Here is an 18,639-nt window from a genome sequence, read left to right as displayed (position 1 = left end):
GTGTCGGAAAAAGACCTCGACTCCGTAAGCGGGACCGGATGCGGCGCTCGCCACGTACTGTTTGCTGCGGAGAACCCGCGCAAAAAAAACGGCACCCGAAGGTGCCGTTTTTTTGTTTCCAGTTCTAACAGAGCAATCAGCCCGCCAGACCCGCCTGTTGTACCAGCACCAGCAATGGCTGCGGGTACACACCCAGGAAGAATGCGACCAGGGCGATGGCCAGCAGCATCACGCCGCCTGCCTTCTGTTCCCAGTGCAGCTGGGCGTCGTGGCGACGCAGGTTTGGCTCGATCAGGTACAGGGTGACCATCACGCGCAGGTAGTAGAAGACGCCGATGGCGCTGCCCAGAACCAGTGCGCCGACCAGCCACCACTGACGCGTTTCGACACCGCTGGCGATGATGTAGAACTTGCCGATGAAGCCGGCGGTCAGCGGGATGCCGGCCAGGGACAGCATCATCACGGTCAGCACGGCGGTCAGGTACGGACGACGCCAGAACAGGCCGCGGTATTCGTACAGGGCGTCGGCGTCACGGCCGTTGTAAGGCGACGACATCAGGGTGATCACGCCGAACGCGCCGAGGCTGGTGATCACGTAAGTCACCAGGTAGACGCCGATGGCTTCCACCGCCAGACCCTTGCTCGCCACCAGGGCGATCAGCAAGTAGCCGAAGTGCGCGATGGACGAGTAACCGAGCAGACGCTTGAGGTTGCTCTGGGTCAGGGCCAGAAGGTTACCGAACAGGATCGAGGCGACCGCGATGACGCTCAGTACATCGCTCAGCACGCCGCTGCTCGCGGCAGGGGAGAGCTGGAACAGACGCACCATCACCGCGAACACTGCGACCTTCGATGCAGTGGCGAGGAACGCCGCCACTGGTGCCGGAGCACCTTCGTACACGTCCGGCGTCCACAGGTGGAACGGTACCAGCGACAGCTTGAACGCCAGACCGATCAGCATCATGCCCAGGCCCAGTTGCGCCAGCGGGCTTGGCAGGCCGGTTGCAGCCAGGGCCTGACCGATGCCGACGAAGCTCAGCGAACCGGCGTCTGCGTAAAGTAGCGCCATACCGAACAACAGGAACGCGGAACCGGCGGCCGACAGCACCATGTACTTGATGCCGGCTTCCAGCGAACGCTTGTTGAAAAAGGCGTAAGCCACCAGACCGTAGACCGGTACCGAAAGCAGTTCCAGACCGATGAACAAACCGGCCAGGTGCTGCGCGCTGACCAGAACCAGACCACCGGCGGCGGCCATCAGGATCAGCAGGTACAGTTCTTCGCGATTGCCCGGGTAACCCGAACCGCCATCACCCAGATAAGCGTGGGCAAGGGTGACGCAAGCGAGGGTGGCGACCAGGATCATCGCCATGTACAGGCAGGCGAAGGCATCGATTTGCAGCAACGGGGTCACGGCCAGAGGCGCGACTTTCAACGCAGGCAGGATCGACAGCAGGGCCAGGTTCAGACCCGCCACCGAAATCAGGAAGGTCTGCGAGTGGTTGCGGCGCCAGGCGATTGCCAGCATCACCACGATAATGGTGAGGCTGGTGATCAACAGTGGCGCAAGCGCAATAAAGTGTTGAATCGTGAATTCCATAGCGCTCTTACCGGGCCGAAGCGAGTTGAGAGAAGGCGGTGCCGAGCCACTGCTGCACGCCATGCATGGTGGCGGCAGAGGTGTCGAGGAACGGTTGCGGGTAGACGCCGAGGTAAATCAGCAGCACCGCCAGACCGAGCACCATGATCAGTTCGCGCGCGTCCATACCGTGCAGCACCGCGTCGGATTTCGACGGGCCGAAGTAGGCACGGTGGATCATGATCAGCGAGTAGACCGAACCGAACACCAGACCGGACGTAGCAATCGCGGTGACCCATGGAGCACTGGCGAAAGAACCGATCAGGATCAGGAACTCGCCAACAAAGTTACCGGTGCCCGGCAAGCCCAGCGACGCGGCGGCGAAGAACAGGCTGATTGCCGGCAGGTAAGCGATACGCGACCACAGACCGCCCATCTCACGCATGTCACGCGTGTGCAGACGCTCGTACAACTGACCGCTGAGGATAAACAGCGCCGCTGCCGACAGACCGTGCGCGAGCATCTGGATCACTGCGCCTTGCAGCGCCAGTTGGCTGCCGGAGTAGATGCCGATCAACACGAAGCCCATGTGGGAAACGGAAGAGAAGGCGATCAGACGCTTGATGTCGGTTTGGGCGAACGCCAGGAACGCGCCGTAGAAGATCCCGATCAGACCGAGGGTCATGGCGATCGGGGCGAACTCGGCCGAGGCATTCGGGAACAGCGGCAGGGCGAAACGCAGCAGACCGTAGGCCGCGGTTTTCAGCAGGATACCGGCGAGGTCGACGGAACCGGCAGTCGGTGCCTGGGCGTGAGCATCAGGCAGCCAGGAGTGGAACGGAACCACTGGCAGCTTGACCGCGAAGGCGATGAAGAAGCCGAGCATCAGAATGTACTCGGTGGTCATCGACATCTTGGTTTTCAACAGGTCGGCGTAGTTGAAAGTAATCACGCCGGTGTTGTTGAAGTTGACCAGCACCAGACCGAGGATCGCCACCAGCATGATCAGGCCGGACGCCTGAGTGAAGATGAAGAACTTGGTCGCTGCGTAGATCCGGGTTTTCTTGCCGTCCGAAGAACTGTGACCCCAGAGCGCGATGAGGAAGTACATCGGCACCAGCATCATTTCCCAGAAGAAGAAGAACATGAACAGGTCGAGGGCGAGGAATACGCCGACAACGCCGCCCAGGATCCACATCAGGTTCAGGTGGAAGAAGCCAACGTGACGTTGAATTTCTTTCCACGAGCAGAGTACCGAGAGGATACCCAGCAGACCGGTCAGCAGGATCATCAACAGCGACAGGCCGTCGAGGGCCAGGTGCACGTTGATGCCGAAACGCTGGATCCAGACATGCTTGAACTCAAGCGCCCAGGTCGGATCGGCGCCAGGCGCCGGAGCAAATGAATAGTCACCGTGGGCCCACAGCCAGAGGCCGAGTGCGAGTTCCAGGGTCATGGTCAACAGCGCAATCCAGCGCGGGAGGGTAGCGCCGAAGCGCTCACCCATCCAGCACAGCAGGCCGCCGATGAAGGGGATCAGGATTAGCCAAGGCAGAATCATGACGGGCTCGTTTCCTTTCGCAAATTCGCAAGGTTCATATCAGACCGCTACCAGCACGATCGCGCCAATAACCAGCACGGCACCCGCAGCCATCGAAGCAGCGTACCAACGCAGTTGACCGGTCTCGGTGCGGCTCAGGGCAGTGTGACCACCCTTGGCCATACGCGGGATCAGACCGATGGTCTGGTCGAGCGGGTCTTTGCGCAGTACGTGGCTGATCGCAAGGTACGGCTTGACGAACAGTTTGTCGTAGATCCAGTCGAAGCCCCAGGCAGCGAACCACCAGGCCGAAAGGAAACGGCCGATGCCGCTGTTGGCGATCGCCGTGACGAAGCGACGCTTGCCGAGGAACAGCAGCGCTGCCAGCAGGATACCGGCCAGGGCGATGGCGCCCGAGGCGATTTCCAGACTGTGCTTGGCTTCGCCACCGGCATGACCAACGCTTTGCGGCAACACGCCGTGCAGCGGTGGCACGATCATCGCGCCGACGAAGGTCGACAGCACGATCAGCACCGACAGTGGCAGCCAGTGTGCGATGCCGTGGCCAGCGTGGGCTTCGGTCTTGGCTTCACCGTGGAACGCGATGAAGATCAGGCGGAAGGTGTACAGCGAAGTCATGAACGCACCGACCAGACCTGCGTAAAGCAGACCGTGGTTGCCGCTGGCGAACGCTTCCCAGAGGATTTCATCCTTGGAGTAGAAGCCCGCAGTCACCAGAGGCAATGCGGCCAGCGCAGCGCCACCGACGATGAAGCTGGCGTAGGCCAATGGCAATTTCTTCCACAGACCGCCCATCTTGAAGATGTTCTGCTCGTGGTGGCAGGCAACGATCACCGCACCGGAAGCAAGGAACAACAGAGCCTTGAAGAAGGCGTGGGTCATCAGGTGGAAGATCGCGCCTTCCCACGCACCCACGCCCAGGGCCAGGAACATGTAGCCGATCTGGCTCATGGTCGAGTAGGCGAGGATACGTTTGATGTCGGTCTGCACCAGCGCGGCGAAACCGGCCAGTACCAGGGTCACGCCACCGACGATGCCTACGAGATGCAGAATGTCCGGAGCCAACGCAAACAGACCGTGGGTACGGGCGATCAGGTAGACACCAGCAGTCACCATGGTTGCGGCGTGGATCAGTGCCGAAACCGGGGTAGGGCCGGCCATCGCGTCTGCGAGCCAGGTTTGCAGCGGCAGTTGCGCCGATTTACCGACAGCACCACCGAGCAGCATCAGGGTCGCCAGAACAATCCAGAAGTCGCCGACCTTGAAGTGCTCCGGCGCACGCACCAGCAGTTCCTGGACATTCAGCGTGCCCAGTTGCTGGAAGAGGATGAACAGGCCGATGGCCATGAACACGTCGCCGATGCGGGTCACGATAAATGCCTTCAGCGCTGCGTTACCGTTGTTGCGGTTGCTGTAGTAGAAACCGATCAACAGGTACGAGCACAGGCCCACGCCTTCCCAACCGAAGTAGATGAACAACAGGTTATCGCCGAGGATCAGGAACAGCATGCTGGCGATAAACAGGTTGGTGTACGAGAAGAAGCGCGAGTAACCGTCTTCGCCACGCATGTACCAGGACGCGAACAGGTGGATCAGGAAGCCAACGCCGACGACCACACCGAGCATGGTCACCGACAGGCCATCCAGGTACAGGGCGAAGTTCGGCTGGAAACCTTCCACCGACATCCAGCGCCACAGCACCTGGGTATAAACGCCACCCTCCGGTGGTGCGACGTTGAATTGCCAGATCACGTAAGCGGTGACGATGGCCGACAGGCCGATCGAACCGACACCGATCAGCGCCGAGAGGTTTTCCGAGAAGCGGCCGCGCGAGAACGACAGCAACAGGAACCCGATCAGAGGGAATACGAAAGTCAGAAAGAGTAGGTTCATCCGCGCATCTCACTGGCAGCGTCGATATCGAGCGTGTGGAAGCGGCGATACAGTTGCAGCAGGATCGCCAGGCCAATACTGGCCTCGGCCGCTGCAAGGCTGATCACCAGGATGAACATGATCTGTCCATCCGGTTGCGCCCAGCGGGCGCCCGCAACGATGAAGGCCAGGGCAGAGGCGTTCATCATCACTTCCAGACTCATCAACACGAACAAAATGTTGCGGCGGACCATCAGGCCGACCAGACCAAGGCAGAACAGGATGCCGGCAACCGCCAGTCCATGCTCGAGAGGGATAGCAGGCATGTCTTACTCCTTCGCCTCGTTACGGCCCAAATGGAACGCCGTGACGGCTGCGGCGAGCAGCAGCATCGAGGCGAGTTCGACCACCAGCAGGTACGGGCCAAACAGGCTGACGCCCACGGCTTTCGCGTCTACGGTGGTGTGGCCGATGGCCTGGCCGCTCTGGTGAGCGAACAGCACATACAGCAGTTCGGCCAGCAGCAGCCCGGCGAGAATCACCGGTCCTGCCCAGATGCCGGGTTTGAGCCAGGTGCGTTCCTGCTGCACCGAGGCGGGACCCAGGTTGAGCATCATCACCACGAACACGAACAGCACCATGATGGCGCCGGCGTAGGCGATCACTTCCAGCACACCGGCAAACGGTGCGCCGAGGGCGAAGAAGGTCATGGCCACGGCGATCAACGAGATGATCAGGTAGAGCAGGGCGTGCACAGGGTTGGTGTTGGTGACCACACGCAGCGTGGACACCACCGCAATACCCGATGCGAAATAGAAAGCGAATTCCATCGTTCTTCCTTAAGGCAGCAAGCTCTTCACGTTGATCGGTTCGGCTTCATTCTGCGCAGCGCCTTTCGGCTTGCCAGCGATTGCCATACCTGCAACACGATAGAAGTTGTAATCAGGGTTTTTGCCGGGGCCGGAGATCAAAAGATCTTCTTTCTCGTACACCAGGTCCTGACGTTTGAACTCGGCCATCTCGAAATCCGGGGTCAGCTGGATCGCGGTGGTCGGACAGGCTTCCTCGCAGAGACCGCAGAAAATGCAGCGCGAGAAGTTGATACGGAAGAAGTCCGGGTACCAGCGACCGTCTTCGGTTTCAGCTTTCTGCAGCGAGATGCAACCCACCGGGCAAGCCACGGCGCACAGGTTGCAGGCTACGCAGCGTTCTTCGCCGTCGGGGTCGCGGGTCAGTACGATGCGGCCACGGTAACGCGGCGGCAGGTAGACCTGTTCTTCCGGGTATTGCAGGGTGTCGCGCTTGCGGAAGCCATGGCCGAAGACCATGACCAGGCTGCGCAACTGGGTACCGGTACCCTTAACGATGTCGCCAATATATTTGAACATGGGTCAAATCCTCACTGAACCGCAACCGCAGGCGTGTTCCACAACACGACCGCCGCGGTCACCAGCAAATTGATCAGGGTCAGTGGCAGGCAGAATTTCCAGCTGAAATCCATCACCTGGTCATAACGCGGACGCGGGATGGAAGCGCGCAGCAGGATGAACAGCATGATGAAGAACGCGGTCTTCAGTGCGAACCAGACGAAGGACAGTTGCGGCAGAATGCCGAACGGACCGTGCCAGCCACCGAAGAACAGGGTGACCAGCAGCGCCGAGATCAGGATGATGCCGATGTATTCACCGACGAAGAACATGCCCCATTTCATACCGGCGTATTCAATGTGGTAACCGTCGGCCAGTTCCTGTTCCGCTTCCGGCTGGTCGAACGGGTGACGGTGAGTCACGGCGACGCCAGCAATGAAGAAGGTACAGAAGCCGAAGAACTGCGGAATGATGAACCACAGGTTCTGCGCCTGGTATTCGACGATGTCGCGCATGTTGAACGAGCCGACCTGCACCACGATGCCCATCAGGGCCAGGCCCATGAACACTTCGTAGGAGACGGTCTGCGCCGAGGCACGCAAGCTGCCCAGCAGGGCGAACTTGTTGTTACTCGACCAGCCAGCGAACAGCACTGCGTACACCGACAGACCGGCCATGGCGAAGAAGAACAGCAGGCCGATGTTCAGATCCGCCACGCCCCAGGTCGGGGTGATCGGGATGATTGCAAAGGCGATCAGCAGGGCAGACATGGCCACCACCGGTGCCAGGGTGAAGATCACCTTGTCGGCAAACGGTGGAGTCCAGTCTTCCTTGAAGAACATCTTCAGCATGTCGGCGGCGATCTGGAACATACCAAACGGACCGACGCGGTTCGGACCGTAGCGGTCCTGCCACCAGCCCAGCAGACGACGTTCGACAAAGCTGAGCAAGGCGCCTGCGACCACCACGGCCAGCAGAATCACGATGGCTTTGATGACCGTCAGGATCACATCGATCACTTCAGGGGTGAACCATGTCATTGCGCTGCCTCCTGCAGACCGTCGACGGACACGCCAGCGAATGCCGGTGGAATGCCGGCGATGCCCGCAGGCAGTGCCACCAGACCGGCGCCCAGCTCTTCATTGATGCGCAGCGGCAGACGCAGGGTCTGACCGGCGACGTTCAGGCTCAGCAGGGCACCGTCGTTGACGCCCAGACGATCTGCTTCCGACTTGGCCAGAGCAACATAAGCAGCCGGAATGCGTTCTTGCACCGGGGCGGCTTTCGAAGAGTTTTCTTCGCTGCCGAACAGGTGGAAGAACGGCACGGCTTGCCAGGTGCCCGGCGCCGGATTGAACGCGCGCGGCGCGGCAGCGAACCAGTTCAGCGAGTCGCCGCTGCTTTCGATCAGGCGGGTGCCCGGATCGCCAGCGCGCAGGTGACCACCGACTTCGTCCTGGAACTTGTTCCACGCTTGTGGCGAGTTCCAGCCCGGCGACCAGGCGAACGGCACTTGCTGACGCGGTTCGGCAGAGCCCGAGTAACCTTCCATGGAGAAGGCGAACGCGGTGTCTTTGTCTTGCGGGGTGCGTGGTTCGTGAACGCTGATGTCGGCGCGCATCGCGGTGCGACCGGAATAACGCAGCGGCTCACGCGCCAGCTTCAGACCCTTGATGCGGAACGCCGCCGACGGTGCAGCATCGACAATACGTGCCAATTGCGCGGTGCTCGAAGCAACGGCAGCGGTGACGTGGTCGAGTTGCGTCCAGTCGATCGGCTGGTTCAGCAGAGTGGCGCGCAGGGCGTGCAGCCAGCGCCAGCCTTCGTGAACCAGAATGCTCGCGTCCAGATATTGCGGATCGAAAACCTGGAAGAAGCGCTGAGCGCGACCTTCCTGGCTGACCAGCGTGCCGTCACCTTCAGCGAAGCTCGCCGCCGGCAGCACCAGGTGCGCGCGGTCGGTGGTGGCGGTTTTCTGATGATCGGCGACGATCACTACTTGCGCAGCGTTCAGCGCGGCATCGACCTTGGCTTTGGCGGTGCGGGTGTACAGATCGTTTTCCAGCACAACGATCGCGTCGGCCTTGCCATCGATCACCGCTTGCAGCGCGGCGTCGACCGATTCGCCACCGAGCATTGCCAGACCGAGGCTGTTGGCTTCCGGCACGATCAGGCTGATCGAACCGTTCTTCTCGCGCAGCTTCAAGGCCTTGGCAATGTTCGCCGCGGCTTCGATCAGGGCTTTGGAGCCCAGCGAAGTACCGGCGATGATCAGCGGACGTTTGGCCGCGAGCAGGGCGTCGGCGATGCGCTGAGCCAGTTCCAGTGCTTCAGCGTCCAGACCTTCAACGGCCGGAGCGCTGGCATCCAGTGCATGGGCAACGGCGAAACCGATGCGCGCCAGATCATCGGGAGCTGCGTGTACACATTCTTCCGCGACGTCGTCGAGCTTGGTTTCGGCGAGGCTGGCGATGAACAGCGGGTTCAGTGCGTGCTGACCGATGTTCTTCACCGCAGCGTCAAGCCAAGGCTGAACGCGCATGGCTTCGGCCATGTCTTCAGCCTTGCCTTTGACCGATTGACGCAGCGACAGCGCGACACGGGCGGCGGTCTGGGTCAGGTCTTCACCGAGTACGAAAATCGCGTCGTGGTCTTCGATGTCGCGCATATTCGGCACTGGCAGCGGGCTGTCGTTCAGCACTTGCAGAACCAGACGGATGCGCTCCAATTCGGAGGCTTCGATACCGGAGTAGAAGTGCTCGGCGCCGACCAGTTCGCGCAACGCGTAGTTGCTTTCAAGGCTGGCACGCGGCGAACCGATACCGACGATGTTGCGACCGCGCAGCAGGTCGGCGGCTTTATCCAGCGCAGCGTCGAGGCTCAGCTTGGTGCCGTCGGCCAGCAGCGGTTGACGTGGACGGTCGGTGCGGTTGACGTAGCCATAACCGAAACGGCCACGGTCGCAGAGGAAGTACTGGTTCACCGAACCGTTGAAACGGTTTTCGATGCGACGCAGTTCACCGTAGCGCTCGCCCGGGGAGATGTTGCAACCGCTCGAGCAGCTATGGCAGATGCTCGGGGCGAACTGCATGTCCCATTTGCGGTTATAGCGCTCGGAGTGAGTCTTGTCGGTGAACACACCGGTCGGGCAGACCTCGGTGAGGTTGCCGGAGAACTCGCTTTCGAGGGTGCCGTCTTCAACGCGACCGAAATACACGTTGTCATGGGCGCCAAACACACCGAGGTCGGTGCCGCCGGCGTAGTCCTTATAGAAACGCACGCAACGGTAGCAAGCGATGCAGCGGTTCATTTCGTGGGAAATGAACGGGCCGAGTTGCTGATTCTGGTGCGTGCGTTTGCTGAAGCGATAACGGCGCTCGTTGTGGCCGGTCATCACCGTCATGTCTTGCAAGTGACAGTGACCGCCTTCCTCGCACACCGGGCAGTCGTGCGGGTGGTTGGTCATCAGCCATTCGACAACACTGGCGCGGAACGCCTTGGATTCTTCATCGTCGATGGAGATCCAGGTGTTGTCGGTGGCCGGGGTCATGCAGGACATCACGATGCGACCACGGGTGTCGTTCTCGTCGGTGTACTGCTTGACCGCGCACTGGCGGCAAGCCCCCACGCTACCAAGCGCGGGGTGCCAGCAGAAATATGGAATGTCGAGGCCCAGCGACAGACATGCCTGTAACAGGTTGTCTGCCCCGTCGACTTCGAGCGCTTTGCCGTCTACGTGGATAGTGGCCATGGTTCAAAGGTCTTCGTTGGCCCGGTGTCAGCGGGCGTGGCTAATGGAATCTTGTTATCCGTCCGAATCCAGTCAGCCCCGAAAGGCGTCATCGGACGAAAGGCGAAGGGCACGGACCCTTCACCTTTTTAAGCGTTTACGCGCCGACTACGATCGGCCTTGCCAGAGGCGGGACGGCAGCGCTTGCGGGCGCGATACCGGCTTCGAACTCTGGACGGAAGTATTTGATGGCACTGCCCAACGGCTCCACGGCACCCGGTGCGTGAGCACAGAAGGTCTTGCCCGGGCCGAGGAAGTTGACCAGACCCAGCAGGGTCTCGATGTCGCCTGGCTGACCGCGGCCTTGTTCGATGGCCATCAAGAGCTTGACGCTCCATGGCAAGCCATCACGGCACGGGGTGCAGAAGCCGCACGATTCACGGGCGAAGAACTGCTCCATGTTGCGCAGCAGCGAGACCATGTTGACGCTGTCGTCCACCGCCATGGCCAAGCCGGTACCCATACGGGTGCCCACTTTGGCGATACCGCCGGCGTACATTTGTGCGTCGAGGTGTTCTGGCAGGAGGAAGCCGGTACCGGCGCCACCTGGCTGCCAGGCCTTGAGCTTGAAGCCGTCGCGCATGCCGCCGGCGTAGTCTTCGAACAGCTCGCGACCGGTGACGCCGAACGGCAGTTCCCACAGGCCCGGATTCTTGACCTTGCCGGAGAAGCCCATGAGCTTGGTGCCCATGTCTTCGCTGCCTTCGCGGGCCAACGATTTGTACCAGTCAACGCCGTCGGCAATGATCGCCGGCACGTTGCACAGGGTTTCGACGTTGTTCACGCAGGTCGGCTTGCCCCACACGCCCACGGCGGCAGGGAAGGGCGGCTTGGAGCGCGGGTTGGCGCGGCGGCCTTCGAGGGAGTTGATCAGTGCGGTTTCTTCACCGCAGATGTAACGCCCGGCGCCGGTGTGGACGAACAGTTCGAAATCAAAACCGCTGCCCAGAATGTTCTTGCCCAGCAGGCCCGCAGCCTTGGCTTCTTCCACGGCACGGTTGAGGTGCTTGGCGGCGGTGGTGTATTCGCCACGCAGGAAGATGTAGCCACGGTAGGTTTTCAGCGCGCGCGCACTGATCAGCATGCCTTCGATCAGCAGATGGGGCAGTTGCTCCATCAGCATGCGGTCTTTCCAGGTGTTCGGCTCCATTTCATCCGCGTTGCACAGCAGGTAACGGATGTTGATGGATTCGTCCTTGGGCATCAGCCCCCACTTCACGCCGGTGGGGAAGCCTGCACCGCCGCGGCCTTTGAGGCCCGCGTCTTTCACGGTCTGGACGATGGCGTCCTGATCCATGTCGGCGAAGGCTTTGCGTGCAGCGGCGTAACCGTTCTTGGCCTGGTACTCGTCGAGCCACACGGCTTCGCCGTCATCGCGCAGACGCCAGGTCAGCGGGTGAGTCTCGGCCGAACGCTGAATGCGGTTGGCAGGACCGAAAGATGTCAGGGTCATACGTAGCCCTCGAGCAGTTTGGCCACGCCAGCAGGCTGCACGTCGCCAAAAGTGTCGTCGTCGATCATCAATGCCGGTGCCTTGTCGCAGTTGCCGAGGCAGCAGACAGGCAGCAGGGTGAAACGACCGTCGGCGGTGGTCTGACCCAGGCCGATGCCCAGATTGTTCTGGATTTCGCTGACCACCGATTCGTGGCCGCCGATGTAGCAGACCATGCTGTCGCAGACGCGAATGATGTGGCGGCCGACCGGCTGACGGAAGATCTGGCTGTAGAACGTCGCCACGCCTTCAACGTCGCTGGCCGGGATGCCGAGAATCTCGCCGATCGCGTAGAGGGCGCCGTCCGGCACCCAGCCGCGTTCCTTCTGAACGATCTTCAGGGCTTCGATCGACGCCGCGCGCGGGTCTTCGTAGTGATGCAGCTCGTGCTCGATGGCCGAGCGCTCGGTTTCACTCAGGGTGAAACGGTCTGTCTGGATAAGCGTGCTGTTCATGCTTAGCGGTCCACGTCGGCCATAACGAAGTCGATACTACCCAGGTACGCAATCAAGTCCGCGACCATGCTGCCTTTGATCACCGAAGGGATCTGCTGCAAGTGCGGGAAGCTCGGGGTGCGGATCCGGGTACGGTAGCTCATGGTGCCGCCGTCGCTCGTCAGGTAATAACTGTTGATGCCCTTGGTCGCTTCGATCATCTGGAAGGATTCGTTGGCCGGCATGACCGGGCCCCACGAAACCTGCAGGAAGTGCGTGATCAGGGTTTCGATGTGCTGCAGCGTGCGCTCTTTCGGCGGCGGCGTGGTCAGCGGGTGATCCGCCTTGTACGGGCCTTCCGGCATGTTGCGCATGCACTGGTCGATGATCTTGATGCTCTGGCGCATCTCTTCGACGCGAACCATGCAGCGGTCGTAGGCATCGCCGTTAACGGCCAGCGGCACTTCGAATTCGAAGTTCTCGTAGCCCGAGTACGGACGCGCCTTGCGCAGGTCGAAATCGCAACCGGTCGAACGCAGGCCGGCACCGGTGACGCCCCATTCCAGGGCCTCTTTGGTGTTGTAGGCCGCGACGCCGACGGTACGACCCTTGAGGATGCTGTTCTGCAGCGCAGCCTTGGTGTATTCGTCCAGACGCTTGGGCATCCACTCGACGAAATCCTTGACCAGTTTTTCCCAGCCACGCGGCAGGTCGTGGGCAACGCCACCGATGCGGTACCACGCCGGGTGCAGACGGAAACCGGTGATGGCTTCGATCACCGTGTACGCCTTCTGGCGGTCGGTAAAAGTGAAGAACACCGGGGTCATGGCACCGACGTCCTGGATGTAGGTACCCAGGAAGAGCAAGTGACTGGTGATACGGAAGAACTCGGCCATCATGATGCGGATGACGTCGACCTTCTGCGGCACCTTGATGCCGGCCAGCTTCTCGACCGAGAGCACGTACGGCAGGTTGTTCATCACGCCGCCGAGGTAGTCGATGCGGTCGGTGTACGGAATATAGCTGTGCCAGGACTGGCGCTCGCCCATTTTCTCGGCGCCACGGTGGTGGTAACCGATGTCTGGAACGCAGTCGACGATCTCTTCACCGTCCAGCTGCAGAATGATGCGGAACGCACCGTGCGCGGAAGGGTGGTTCGGGCCGAGGTTGAGGAACATGTAGTCCTCGTTGGCACCGGAACGCTTCATGCCCCAGTCTTCCGGACGGAAACGTGCGGCTTCTTCCTCGAGTTGCTGCTTGGCGAGGTTGAGGCTGTACGGATCGAATTCGGTGGCGCGCGCCGGGAAGTCCTTGCGCAGCGGGTGACCTTCCCAGGTCGGCGGCATCATGATGCGCGACAGGTGCGGGTGGCCTTTGAAGTCGATGCCGAACATGTCCCAGACTTCGCGCTCGTACCAGTTGGCGTTCGGCCAGATGCTGGTAACGGAAGGCATGCTGAGGTCGCCCTCGGACAAGGCAACCTTGATCATCACGTCACTATTACGCTCCAGCGACATGAGGTGATAGAACACGGTGAAATCGGCGCCGGTTGGCAGCCCTTGACGCTTGGTGCGCAGACGCTCGTCCACGCCGTGCAGGTCATAGAGCATGACGTACGGCTTGGGCAGGTTGCGCAGGAAAGTCAGGACTTCAACCAGTTTGGCGCGGGCCACCCACAGCACCGGCATGCCGGTGCGGGTTGCCTGAGCGGTGAACGCTTCGGCGCCAAAACGGTTGTTCAGTTCGACGACCACATCCTGGTCGTCTGCCTTGTAAGGCGGGATGTACAGAGCACTGCCTGTAGTCATGGTTATTTTTTCGCTTTCGGTCAACGTAAAGAATGAAGCCAGCTTCTCGTTACTAAGAACAGATCTGGATCAGACTTCGTCAGGGCTGCGCAGATTGGTGACTGCGATTCGCTGTTCGCGGCGCTGTTCCTTCTGCGAAGGCATGTCGGCGCGGTACACGCCTTGATCACCAACGACCCAGGAAAGCGGACGACGCTCCTGTCCAATCGATTCCTGCAACAGCATCAAACCTTGCAGAAATGCTTCCGGACGGGGCGGGCAGCCAGGTACGTAGACGTCCACGGGCAAGAACTTGTCCACCCCTTGAACCACGGAGTAGATGTCGTACATGCCACCGGAGTTGGCGCACGAACCCATGGAGATAACCCATTTCGGCTCGAGCATTTGCTCGTAGAGACGCTGAATGATCGGCGCCATCTTGATGAAGCAGGTCCCGGCGATAACCATGAAGTCGGCCTGACGCGGCGAAGCCCGGATCACTTCGGCGCCAAAGCGCGCAATGTCGTGGGGCGCCGTGAAGGCGGTGGTCATTTCCACGTAGCAGCACGACAGGCCGAAGTTGTACGGCCACAGGGAGTTTTTACGCCCCCAGTTGACCGCGCCACTCAGCACGTCTTCCAGCTTGCCCATGAAAATGTTTTTGTGGACTTGATCTTCTAACGGATCGGCAACGGTTTCCCGCTGGCCAATCGGATACTGCTCGTTAGGAGCATCGGGGTCGATCCTGGTGAGATTGTATTGCATTGCCAAAGCCTCATTGTTTCAGCTTCGCCTGCCGCTTGCGACGAGCTTCCGGAGCCCAGTCAAGGGCGCCCACTCGGAACAGGTAGACAAGACCTGCCAACAGAATTGCTATGAAAACGAGAGCTTCGACGAATCCGGTCCAGCCGCTTTCGCGGACGGACACAGACCATGCAAAGAGAAAGAGGGCTTCGATATCGAAGATCACGAAGAGCATCGCGACCAGATAGAATTTGGCTGAGAGCCGCAAGCGGGCGCCACCGGTAGGTAGCATGCCCGACTCGAACGGTTCGTTTTTGCTGCGACCCCAGGCTTTTGACCCAAGGAGGCTGGAGACGCCAAGCATGAAGGCACACAGGCCGACGACACCCAGAAGGAAAATGGCAAAGCCCCAGTTGTGGGCCATGAGTCCTGTCGCTTCGGGCATGCTGGTAATCCTTAACAGAGAGCAAAGGTCTCTGAGCTTGATAAAGAAATAAGGCAGTGACGATATGTCGCAGCAATCAATCGGGCTGATTTTATGGCTAAACACCCGGCAAGTAAAATTCCTATAGCGAAATTATTTATTGGAATAAGGACATAGCGTCGCTCCGAGCCCCTGCGGCCCATGCGTTGCGGGCATTAGCCGGGTTTGGACGAAATATGTTTTGTTTGAAATGTAACGAACATAGTTGCGGCTAAATGATAATTGATATCGTTTGAGCCGGTTTTGTAACTGTTTAACGGGAAGCCAGTTGGGAAGTTGTCTTACTTGCACGTTACTGCATGTAGCGACGGCGGACGTTTTACACGATTTTCATAAGCCGCTAACGCTCTGGATCAGTGTTTTGACCGAACGACGCGGATCCCTGTGGGTGCGAGCTGTGGTGGGCCGGACGTCTTGTCTCCAACCGAGAACCCTGTGGGAGCTGGCTTGCCAGCGATGGCGGCCAGTCAGTCACTGTAGATTTGAATGAACCACCGCTATCGCTGGCAAGCCAGCTCCCACAGTGTTTTGTGATGTGTCCGGAATTTTGTGGACACCAAAGAACCCGGTGGGAGCGAGCCTGCTCGCGAAAGCGGTGGATCTTAACCGCCAGACCCGACGCCTTGCACGCCAGGCCTGACCCCCCCAATTCTTTCAGCCAAACCGCCCGGCCAGCTTAGAGGCCGCCGCCTCAAACGCAGCCTTCATTTCTTCAACCACTTCATCATCATGCGCAAACGACAGATAAACGCGCCCGTACGGCGAGGGCATTACAAGCACCCCGAGTTCCCGCAACGCCAGATGCAACGCTTTGCTGAATTCTGCATCACCACACTCCAGCGCCTCGGCATAGCTGGTCGGCGCCTGCGCTGACGGCCAGATCCCGAAAACATTGCCGTAACCACTGGTGCTCACTGTCATCCCGTGCGCCTTGAACGAGGCCTCCACGGAAACACGCAACGCCTCACCCCGCGCAATCAAACGCTGATAATCCGCATCATCCAGTTGCGCCAAGGTGCTGGTCACTGCCGCACACGCCATCGGGTTGCCGCTGAACGTGCCGCCACGCAGGACGCGACCTTCTTCGAAACCGGCAAGAATGTGCGGCTTGCCGACTATCGCCGAGACCGGCACACCATTACCGATCGCCTTGCCGACGCTGGCGATGTCCGGATCCAGTCCTGCCTGCAACCCCGCGAGCCCCGCGAACAAGCGGAACCCCATCAGCACTTCGTCACAGATCACCAGGGCGCCATGTCGATGCGCCACTTCCTGCACATGCAGCAGATAGCCCGGCGCCGGCATGATGCAGCCGGCATTGGCGAGCATCGGTTCGAGAATCACTGCCGCGATGTCCAAATTCTCCGCAAACAATCGCTCGACATCATCAAAATCATTGAAGCGCAGCAACGTGGTGCGCGGCGTGACGGGGCGCTGGCCGTCGGCGAAATTCGCTTCATCCGATGACACATTGCCAAAACTGACGTCATCGAACCAACCGTCGAAGCCCGCCGCCATTTTCGCGATCCGCCCGCGCCCGGTATAGGCGCGGGCGGCGCGGCAGGCCAGATGCACCGCTTCGCTGCCGGAGTTGGTGAAAATCACTTTGCTTAGCGCGCCGGTGTGCGCCGCCAGCGTAGTGGCCGCCGCATGTTCACGAACGTGAGCCCATGATGGCGCGGCGGAATCGGCCAACGCTGCCGCTACTTGTTCGTTGACGTCGCTGTTGGCGTGCCCCAGCAGCACAGCGCCGAAGCCAAGCGCGGTGTCGATATAGCGGCGACCTTGATCGTCATACACAAAAGCGTCTTTGCCGTTGCGGATAAACAGGGTTTCGCCATTGAGTTCTGGAAGAATGCGCGCGGCGCTGGAAACATCGCCAATCAGGTTACGCATAGAAGCCTCTGTGCTTATTAATGGGTGAGCGATCAGCCGCGCTCGGTGTTCCACGGACTCTGCGCGAGTTTTTGTTCAAGAAAGTCGCGGAACACGCGGATCCTGGGGCTGAGGTGCTTGCGATTGGTGTAGATCATGTAAATCGGTTCGAAGCTGTCCGGGCTGTAGCTTTGCAGCAGTGGGATCAAGCGACCTTCGCGGATATCCTGGCCGATGTGAAACTCGGCCAGGCGCACAATGCCCGCGCCGCTGAGCGCCAGATCCCGAAGCAGATCGCCCTGTGCGAAGGTGGCTTTGGGAATCACCGGGATGCTGGCCGGGCTGCCATCGACGAGAAAATCCCAGTCATTCCACACGCTGTTGAAGCCAAAACTGAAACAGGTGTGATCAAGCAATTGCTGCGGGCGTTCGGGCGTTCCGTGGCGGGCCAGATACTGCGGCGAGGCGCAGATGATCCAGCGACTCTGGCCAATCTTGCGGGCAATGCGTGTGGAGTCCGGCAGCACGCCGCTGTGAATGGCCAGATCCAGGCCTTGATCGAACTGATCGGAGAATTGCGCGCCGATCTGGATGTCGATCGTCAGGCCGGGGTAGGCCGCGAGAAATTCCGGCAGCCATGGGATGATCTGGTGTTTGGCAAAGGTCGACATCGTGTGAATCCGCAGCGTGCCGCTGACCCGCGTCGGAAATGCTTCGGCCAATGAATCGGCTTCAGCCATGGCATTGATTACCGCGCGGGCGCTGACCAGATAGGCGGCGCCTTCTTCGGTCAGCGACAGGCTGCGCGTGCCGCGCTGAAACAGGCGCACTTGCAAGCGGTCTTCCAGGCGCGAAATCAACTTGCTGATGGCCGAAGGCGTCAGACCGTGGGCGCGAGAGGCCGCGGAAAAATTACCGTGCTCGGTGGCCCATAGAAACGCCAGCAGCTGCGAGTAGTTATCCAATGCTTGCCTCCCGTATCGGTCAGACGCCTGCCACTGTGCGGATCAGCGAATGAACTGTTCGATGTAATCGTCTGGCAGCCCGAGCTTTTGGTAATGCGCGCGGGCCGTTTCCAGTTTGGTGAAAACGTCTTCGTAGCCGACCGCTACACCCTGCGGGTCAACGTAGGTGTAGCCGCCCTGTACGTGAAACCAGGTAATCATTTCTTCGACATCTTCCGGCACGAACAGGGTGTGAGTCTCGCCCGGTGGCTCGAATGCAAACGAACCTTCCTCGGCGACCCAGTCATGCTCCAGATAGTACCAGCGACCCTTGAGTACCAAAGCGTGCACCCCGCCAGTGTGACGGTGACGGGAGAGCACGCCACTTTTGCGCACGCGCAGCAGGTTGATGTAGTAGCCGCCGGAAACACTCAGCAGCAGCGGTTTGAATGACACCGAATCGGTCACCGGCACCCACAGTTGATCGTCTTCCAGCCATTTGCCGAGTACGCCGGGGTGCACCATGTCGGGCGGCATGTACGGCACTTGCGGCAGTTGATAAGGGATGGCCAGTTCGTCAGGTTTTGGCGCGATACTCATGAGGCTTTCCTTGTAGGTTTTGATGAGCCCCGGCCGGTTGCAGGCCGGGGTTTCAAGCAGATTAGGCTGGCGTTCAGCGGTGAAAAAGAGGCTTGCCGGCACACTCGCTG

Annotated in this window: 16 protein-coding genes; all 16 read right to left on the bottom strand. The window is 60.3% G+C overall.

Annotated features, from left to right (window positions below; genetic code table 11):
* Positions 1 to 136: 136 nt before the first annotated feature.
* The 16 genes from nuoN to EL257_RS16770 all read right to left on the bottom strand — a co-directional run bounded on the left by nuoN (position 137) and on the right by EL257_RS16770 (position 18,529).
* Positions 137 to 1,600 carry an NADH-quinone oxidoreductase subunit NuoN gene (nuoN, locus tag EL257_RS16845; RefSeq protein ID WP_024013420.1) on the bottom strand — a complete coding sequence of 488 codons (1,464 nt, stop codon included), beginning with the start codon at positions 1,598 to 1,600 and terminating at the stop codon, positions 137 to 139.
* A gap of 7 nt (positions 1,601 to 1,607) precedes the next feature.
* Positions 1,608 to 3,140, bottom strand: coding sequence for an NADH-quinone oxidoreductase subunit M (gene nuoM / locus EL257_RS16840; RefSeq protein WP_016775285.1), 1,533 nt, complete (start codon positions 3,138 to 3,140; stop codon positions 1,608 to 1,610).
* A 39-nt stretch (positions 3,141 to 3,179) separates the two neighbouring features.
* On the bottom strand, positions 3,180 to 5,033 hold the full coding sequence (gene nuoL, locus EL257_RS16835; RefSeq protein WP_126364506.1) for an NADH-quinone oxidoreductase subunit L: 1,854 nt from the start codon (positions 5,031 to 5,033) through the stop codon (positions 3,180 to 3,182).
* Positions 5,030 to 5,338 (bottom strand): NADH-quinone oxidoreductase subunit NuoK, encoded by a 309-nt coding sequence (gene nuoK, locus EL257_RS16830; protein ID WP_003180046.1) that lies wholly within the window; start codon positions 5,336 to 5,338, stop codon positions 5,030 to 5,032. The genes nuoL and nuoK overlap by 4 nt, the downstream gene beginning before the upstream one ends.
* Before the next feature lie 3 nt (positions 5,339 to 5,341).
* Positions 5,342 to 5,842 carry an NADH-quinone oxidoreductase subunit J gene (nuoJ, locus tag EL257_RS16825; RefSeq protein WP_126364503.1) on the bottom strand — a complete coding sequence of 167 codons (501 nt, stop codon included), beginning with the start codon at positions 5,840 to 5,842 and terminating at the stop codon, positions 5,342 to 5,344.
* Positions 5,843 to 5,851: 9 nt separating this feature from the next.
* Complete coding sequence (gene nuoI, locus EL257_RS16820; RefSeq protein ID WP_016775283.1) at positions 5,852 to 6,400, bottom strand: NADH-quinone oxidoreductase subunit NuoI; 549 nt, start codon at positions 6,398 to 6,400, stop codon at positions 5,852 to 5,854.
* 11 nt (positions 6,401 to 6,411) lie between these two features.
* Positions 6,412 to 7,419, bottom strand: coding sequence for an NADH-quinone oxidoreductase subunit NuoH (nuoH, locus tag EL257_RS16815; RefSeq protein ID WP_126364501.1), 1,008 nt, complete (start codon positions 7,417 to 7,419; stop codon positions 6,412 to 6,414).
* The gene (nuoG, locus tag EL257_RS16810) at positions 7,416 to 10,130 is read right to left on the bottom strand and encodes an NADH-quinone oxidoreductase subunit NuoG (protein WP_126364499.1); all 2,715 of its coding nucleotides are present in this window, start codon (positions 10,128 to 10,130) and stop codon (positions 7,416 to 7,418) included. Before nuoG ends, nuoH begins: the two co-directional genes overlap by 4 nt.
* Positions 10,131 to 10,266: 136 nt before the next feature.
* On the bottom strand, positions 10,267 to 11,622 hold the full coding sequence (gene nuoF / locus EL257_RS16805; protein ID WP_025108993.1) for an NADH-quinone oxidoreductase subunit NuoF: 1,356 nt from the start codon (positions 11,620 to 11,622) through the stop codon (positions 10,267 to 10,269).
* A complete protein-coding gene (gene nuoE / locus EL257_RS16800) occupies positions 11,619 to 12,116 on the bottom strand; it encodes an NADH-quinone oxidoreductase subunit NuoE (RefSeq protein ID WP_003223804.1) in 498 nt (165 codons plus the stop codon). The genes nuoF and nuoE overlap by 4 nt, the downstream gene beginning before the upstream one ends.
* A 2-nt stretch (positions 12,117 to 12,118) precedes the next feature.
* The gene (gene nuoC / locus EL257_RS16795) at positions 12,119 to 13,903 is read right to left on the bottom strand and encodes an NADH-quinone oxidoreductase subunit C/D (RefSeq protein ID WP_041477079.1); all 1,785 of its coding nucleotides are present in this window, start codon (positions 13,901 to 13,903) and stop codon (positions 12,119 to 12,121) included.
* Between the two features lie 69 nt (positions 13,904 to 13,972).
* Entirely contained in the window at positions 13,973 to 14,647 is a 675-nt protein-coding gene (locus EL257_RS16790) for a NuoB/complex I 20 kDa subunit family protein (RefSeq protein ID WP_016775278.1), read from the bottom strand.
* 10 nt (positions 14,648 to 14,657) lie between these two features.
* Positions 14,658 to 15,071, bottom strand: a complete 414-nt coding sequence (locus EL257_RS16785) for an NADH-quinone oxidoreductase subunit A (protein WP_003223812.1) — start codon at positions 15,069 to 15,071, stop codon at positions 14,658 to 14,660.
* A 693-nt stretch (positions 15,072 to 15,764) separates the two neighbouring features.
* Positions 15,765 to 17,006, bottom strand: coding sequence for an aspartate aminotransferase family protein (locus tag EL257_RS16780; RefSeq protein WP_126364497.1), 1,242 nt, complete (start codon positions 17,004 to 17,006; stop codon positions 15,765 to 15,767).
* Between the two features lie 32 nt (positions 17,007 to 17,038).
* On the bottom strand, positions 17,039 to 17,950 hold the full coding sequence (locus tag EL257_RS16775; protein WP_126364495.1) for a LysR family transcriptional regulator: 912 nt from the start codon (positions 17,948 to 17,950) through the stop codon (positions 17,039 to 17,041).
* 42 nt (positions 17,951 to 17,992) lie between these two features.
* Positions 17,993 to 18,529 (bottom strand): 2,4'-dihydroxyacetophenone dioxygenase family protein, encoded by a 537-nt coding sequence (locus tag EL257_RS16770; protein ID WP_126364493.1) that lies wholly within the window; start codon positions 18,527 to 18,529, stop codon positions 17,993 to 17,995.
* Between the last annotated feature and the right edge of the window lie 110 nt (positions 18,530 to 18,639).

It is taken from the genome of Pseudomonas fluorescens (genome assembly GCF_900636825.1).
GTDB lineage: Bacteria > Pseudomonadota > Gammaproteobacteria > Pseudomonadales > Pseudomonadaceae > Aquipseudomonas > Aquipseudomonas fluorescens_BG.
This window is presented reverse-complemented; position numbering and strand designations above follow the sequence as displayed.

Coding starts and splice junctions, on each gene's coding strand:
- nuoN (WP_024013420.1), bottom strand. CDS start 1,600: ATGGAATTCACGATTCAACACTTTATTGCGCTTGCGCCACTGTTGATC.
- nuoG (WP_126364499.1), bottom strand. CDS start 10,130: ATGGCCACTATCCACGTAGACGGCAAAGCGCTCGAAGTCGACGGGGCA.
- EL257_RS16785 (WP_003223812.1), bottom strand. CDS start 15,071: ATGCCCGAAGCGACAGGACTCATGGCCCACAACTGGGGCTTTGCCATT.
- EL257_RS16790 (WP_016775278.1), bottom strand. CDS start 14,647: ATGCAATACAATCTCACCAGGATCGACCCCGATGCTCCTAACGAGCAG.
- nuoE (WP_003223804.1), bottom strand. CDS start 12,116: ATGAACAGCACGCTTATCCAGACAGACCGTTTCACCCTGAGTGAAACC.
- nuoH (WP_126364501.1), bottom strand. CDS start 7,419: ATGACATGGTTCACCCCTGAAGTGATCGATGTGATCCTGACGGTCATC.
- nuoJ (WP_126364503.1), bottom strand. CDS start 5,842: ATGGAATTCGCTTTCTATTTCGCATCGGGTATTGCGGTGGTGTCCACG.
- nuoF (WP_025108993.1), bottom strand. CDS start 11,622: ATGACCCTGACATCTTTCGGTCCTGCCAACCGCATTCAGCGTTCGGCC.
- nuoM (WP_016775285.1), bottom strand. CDS start 3,140: ATGATTCTGCCTTGGCTAATCCTGATCCCCTTCATCGGCGGCCTGCTG.
- nuoL (WP_126364506.1), bottom strand. CDS start 5,033: ATGAACCTACTCTTTCTGACTTTCGTATTCCCTCTGATCGGGTTCCTG.
- EL257_RS16770 (WP_126364493.1), bottom strand. CDS start 18,529: ATGAGTATCGCGCCAAAACCTGACGAACTGGCCATCCCTTATCAACTG.
- nuoI (WP_016775283.1), bottom strand. CDS start 6,400: ATGTTCAAATATATTGGCGACATCGTTAAGGGTACCGGTACCCAGTTG.
- nuoK (WP_003180046.1), bottom strand. CDS start 5,338: ATGCCTGCTATCCCTCTCGAGCATGGACTGGCGGTTGCCGGCATCCTG.
- EL257_RS16780 (WP_126364497.1), bottom strand. CDS start 17,006: ATGCGTAACCTGATTGGCGATGTTTCCAGCGCCGCGCGCATTCTTCCA.
- nuoC (WP_041477079.1), bottom strand. CDS start 13,903: ATGACTACAGGCAGTGCTCTGTACATCCCGCCTTACAAGGCAGACGAC.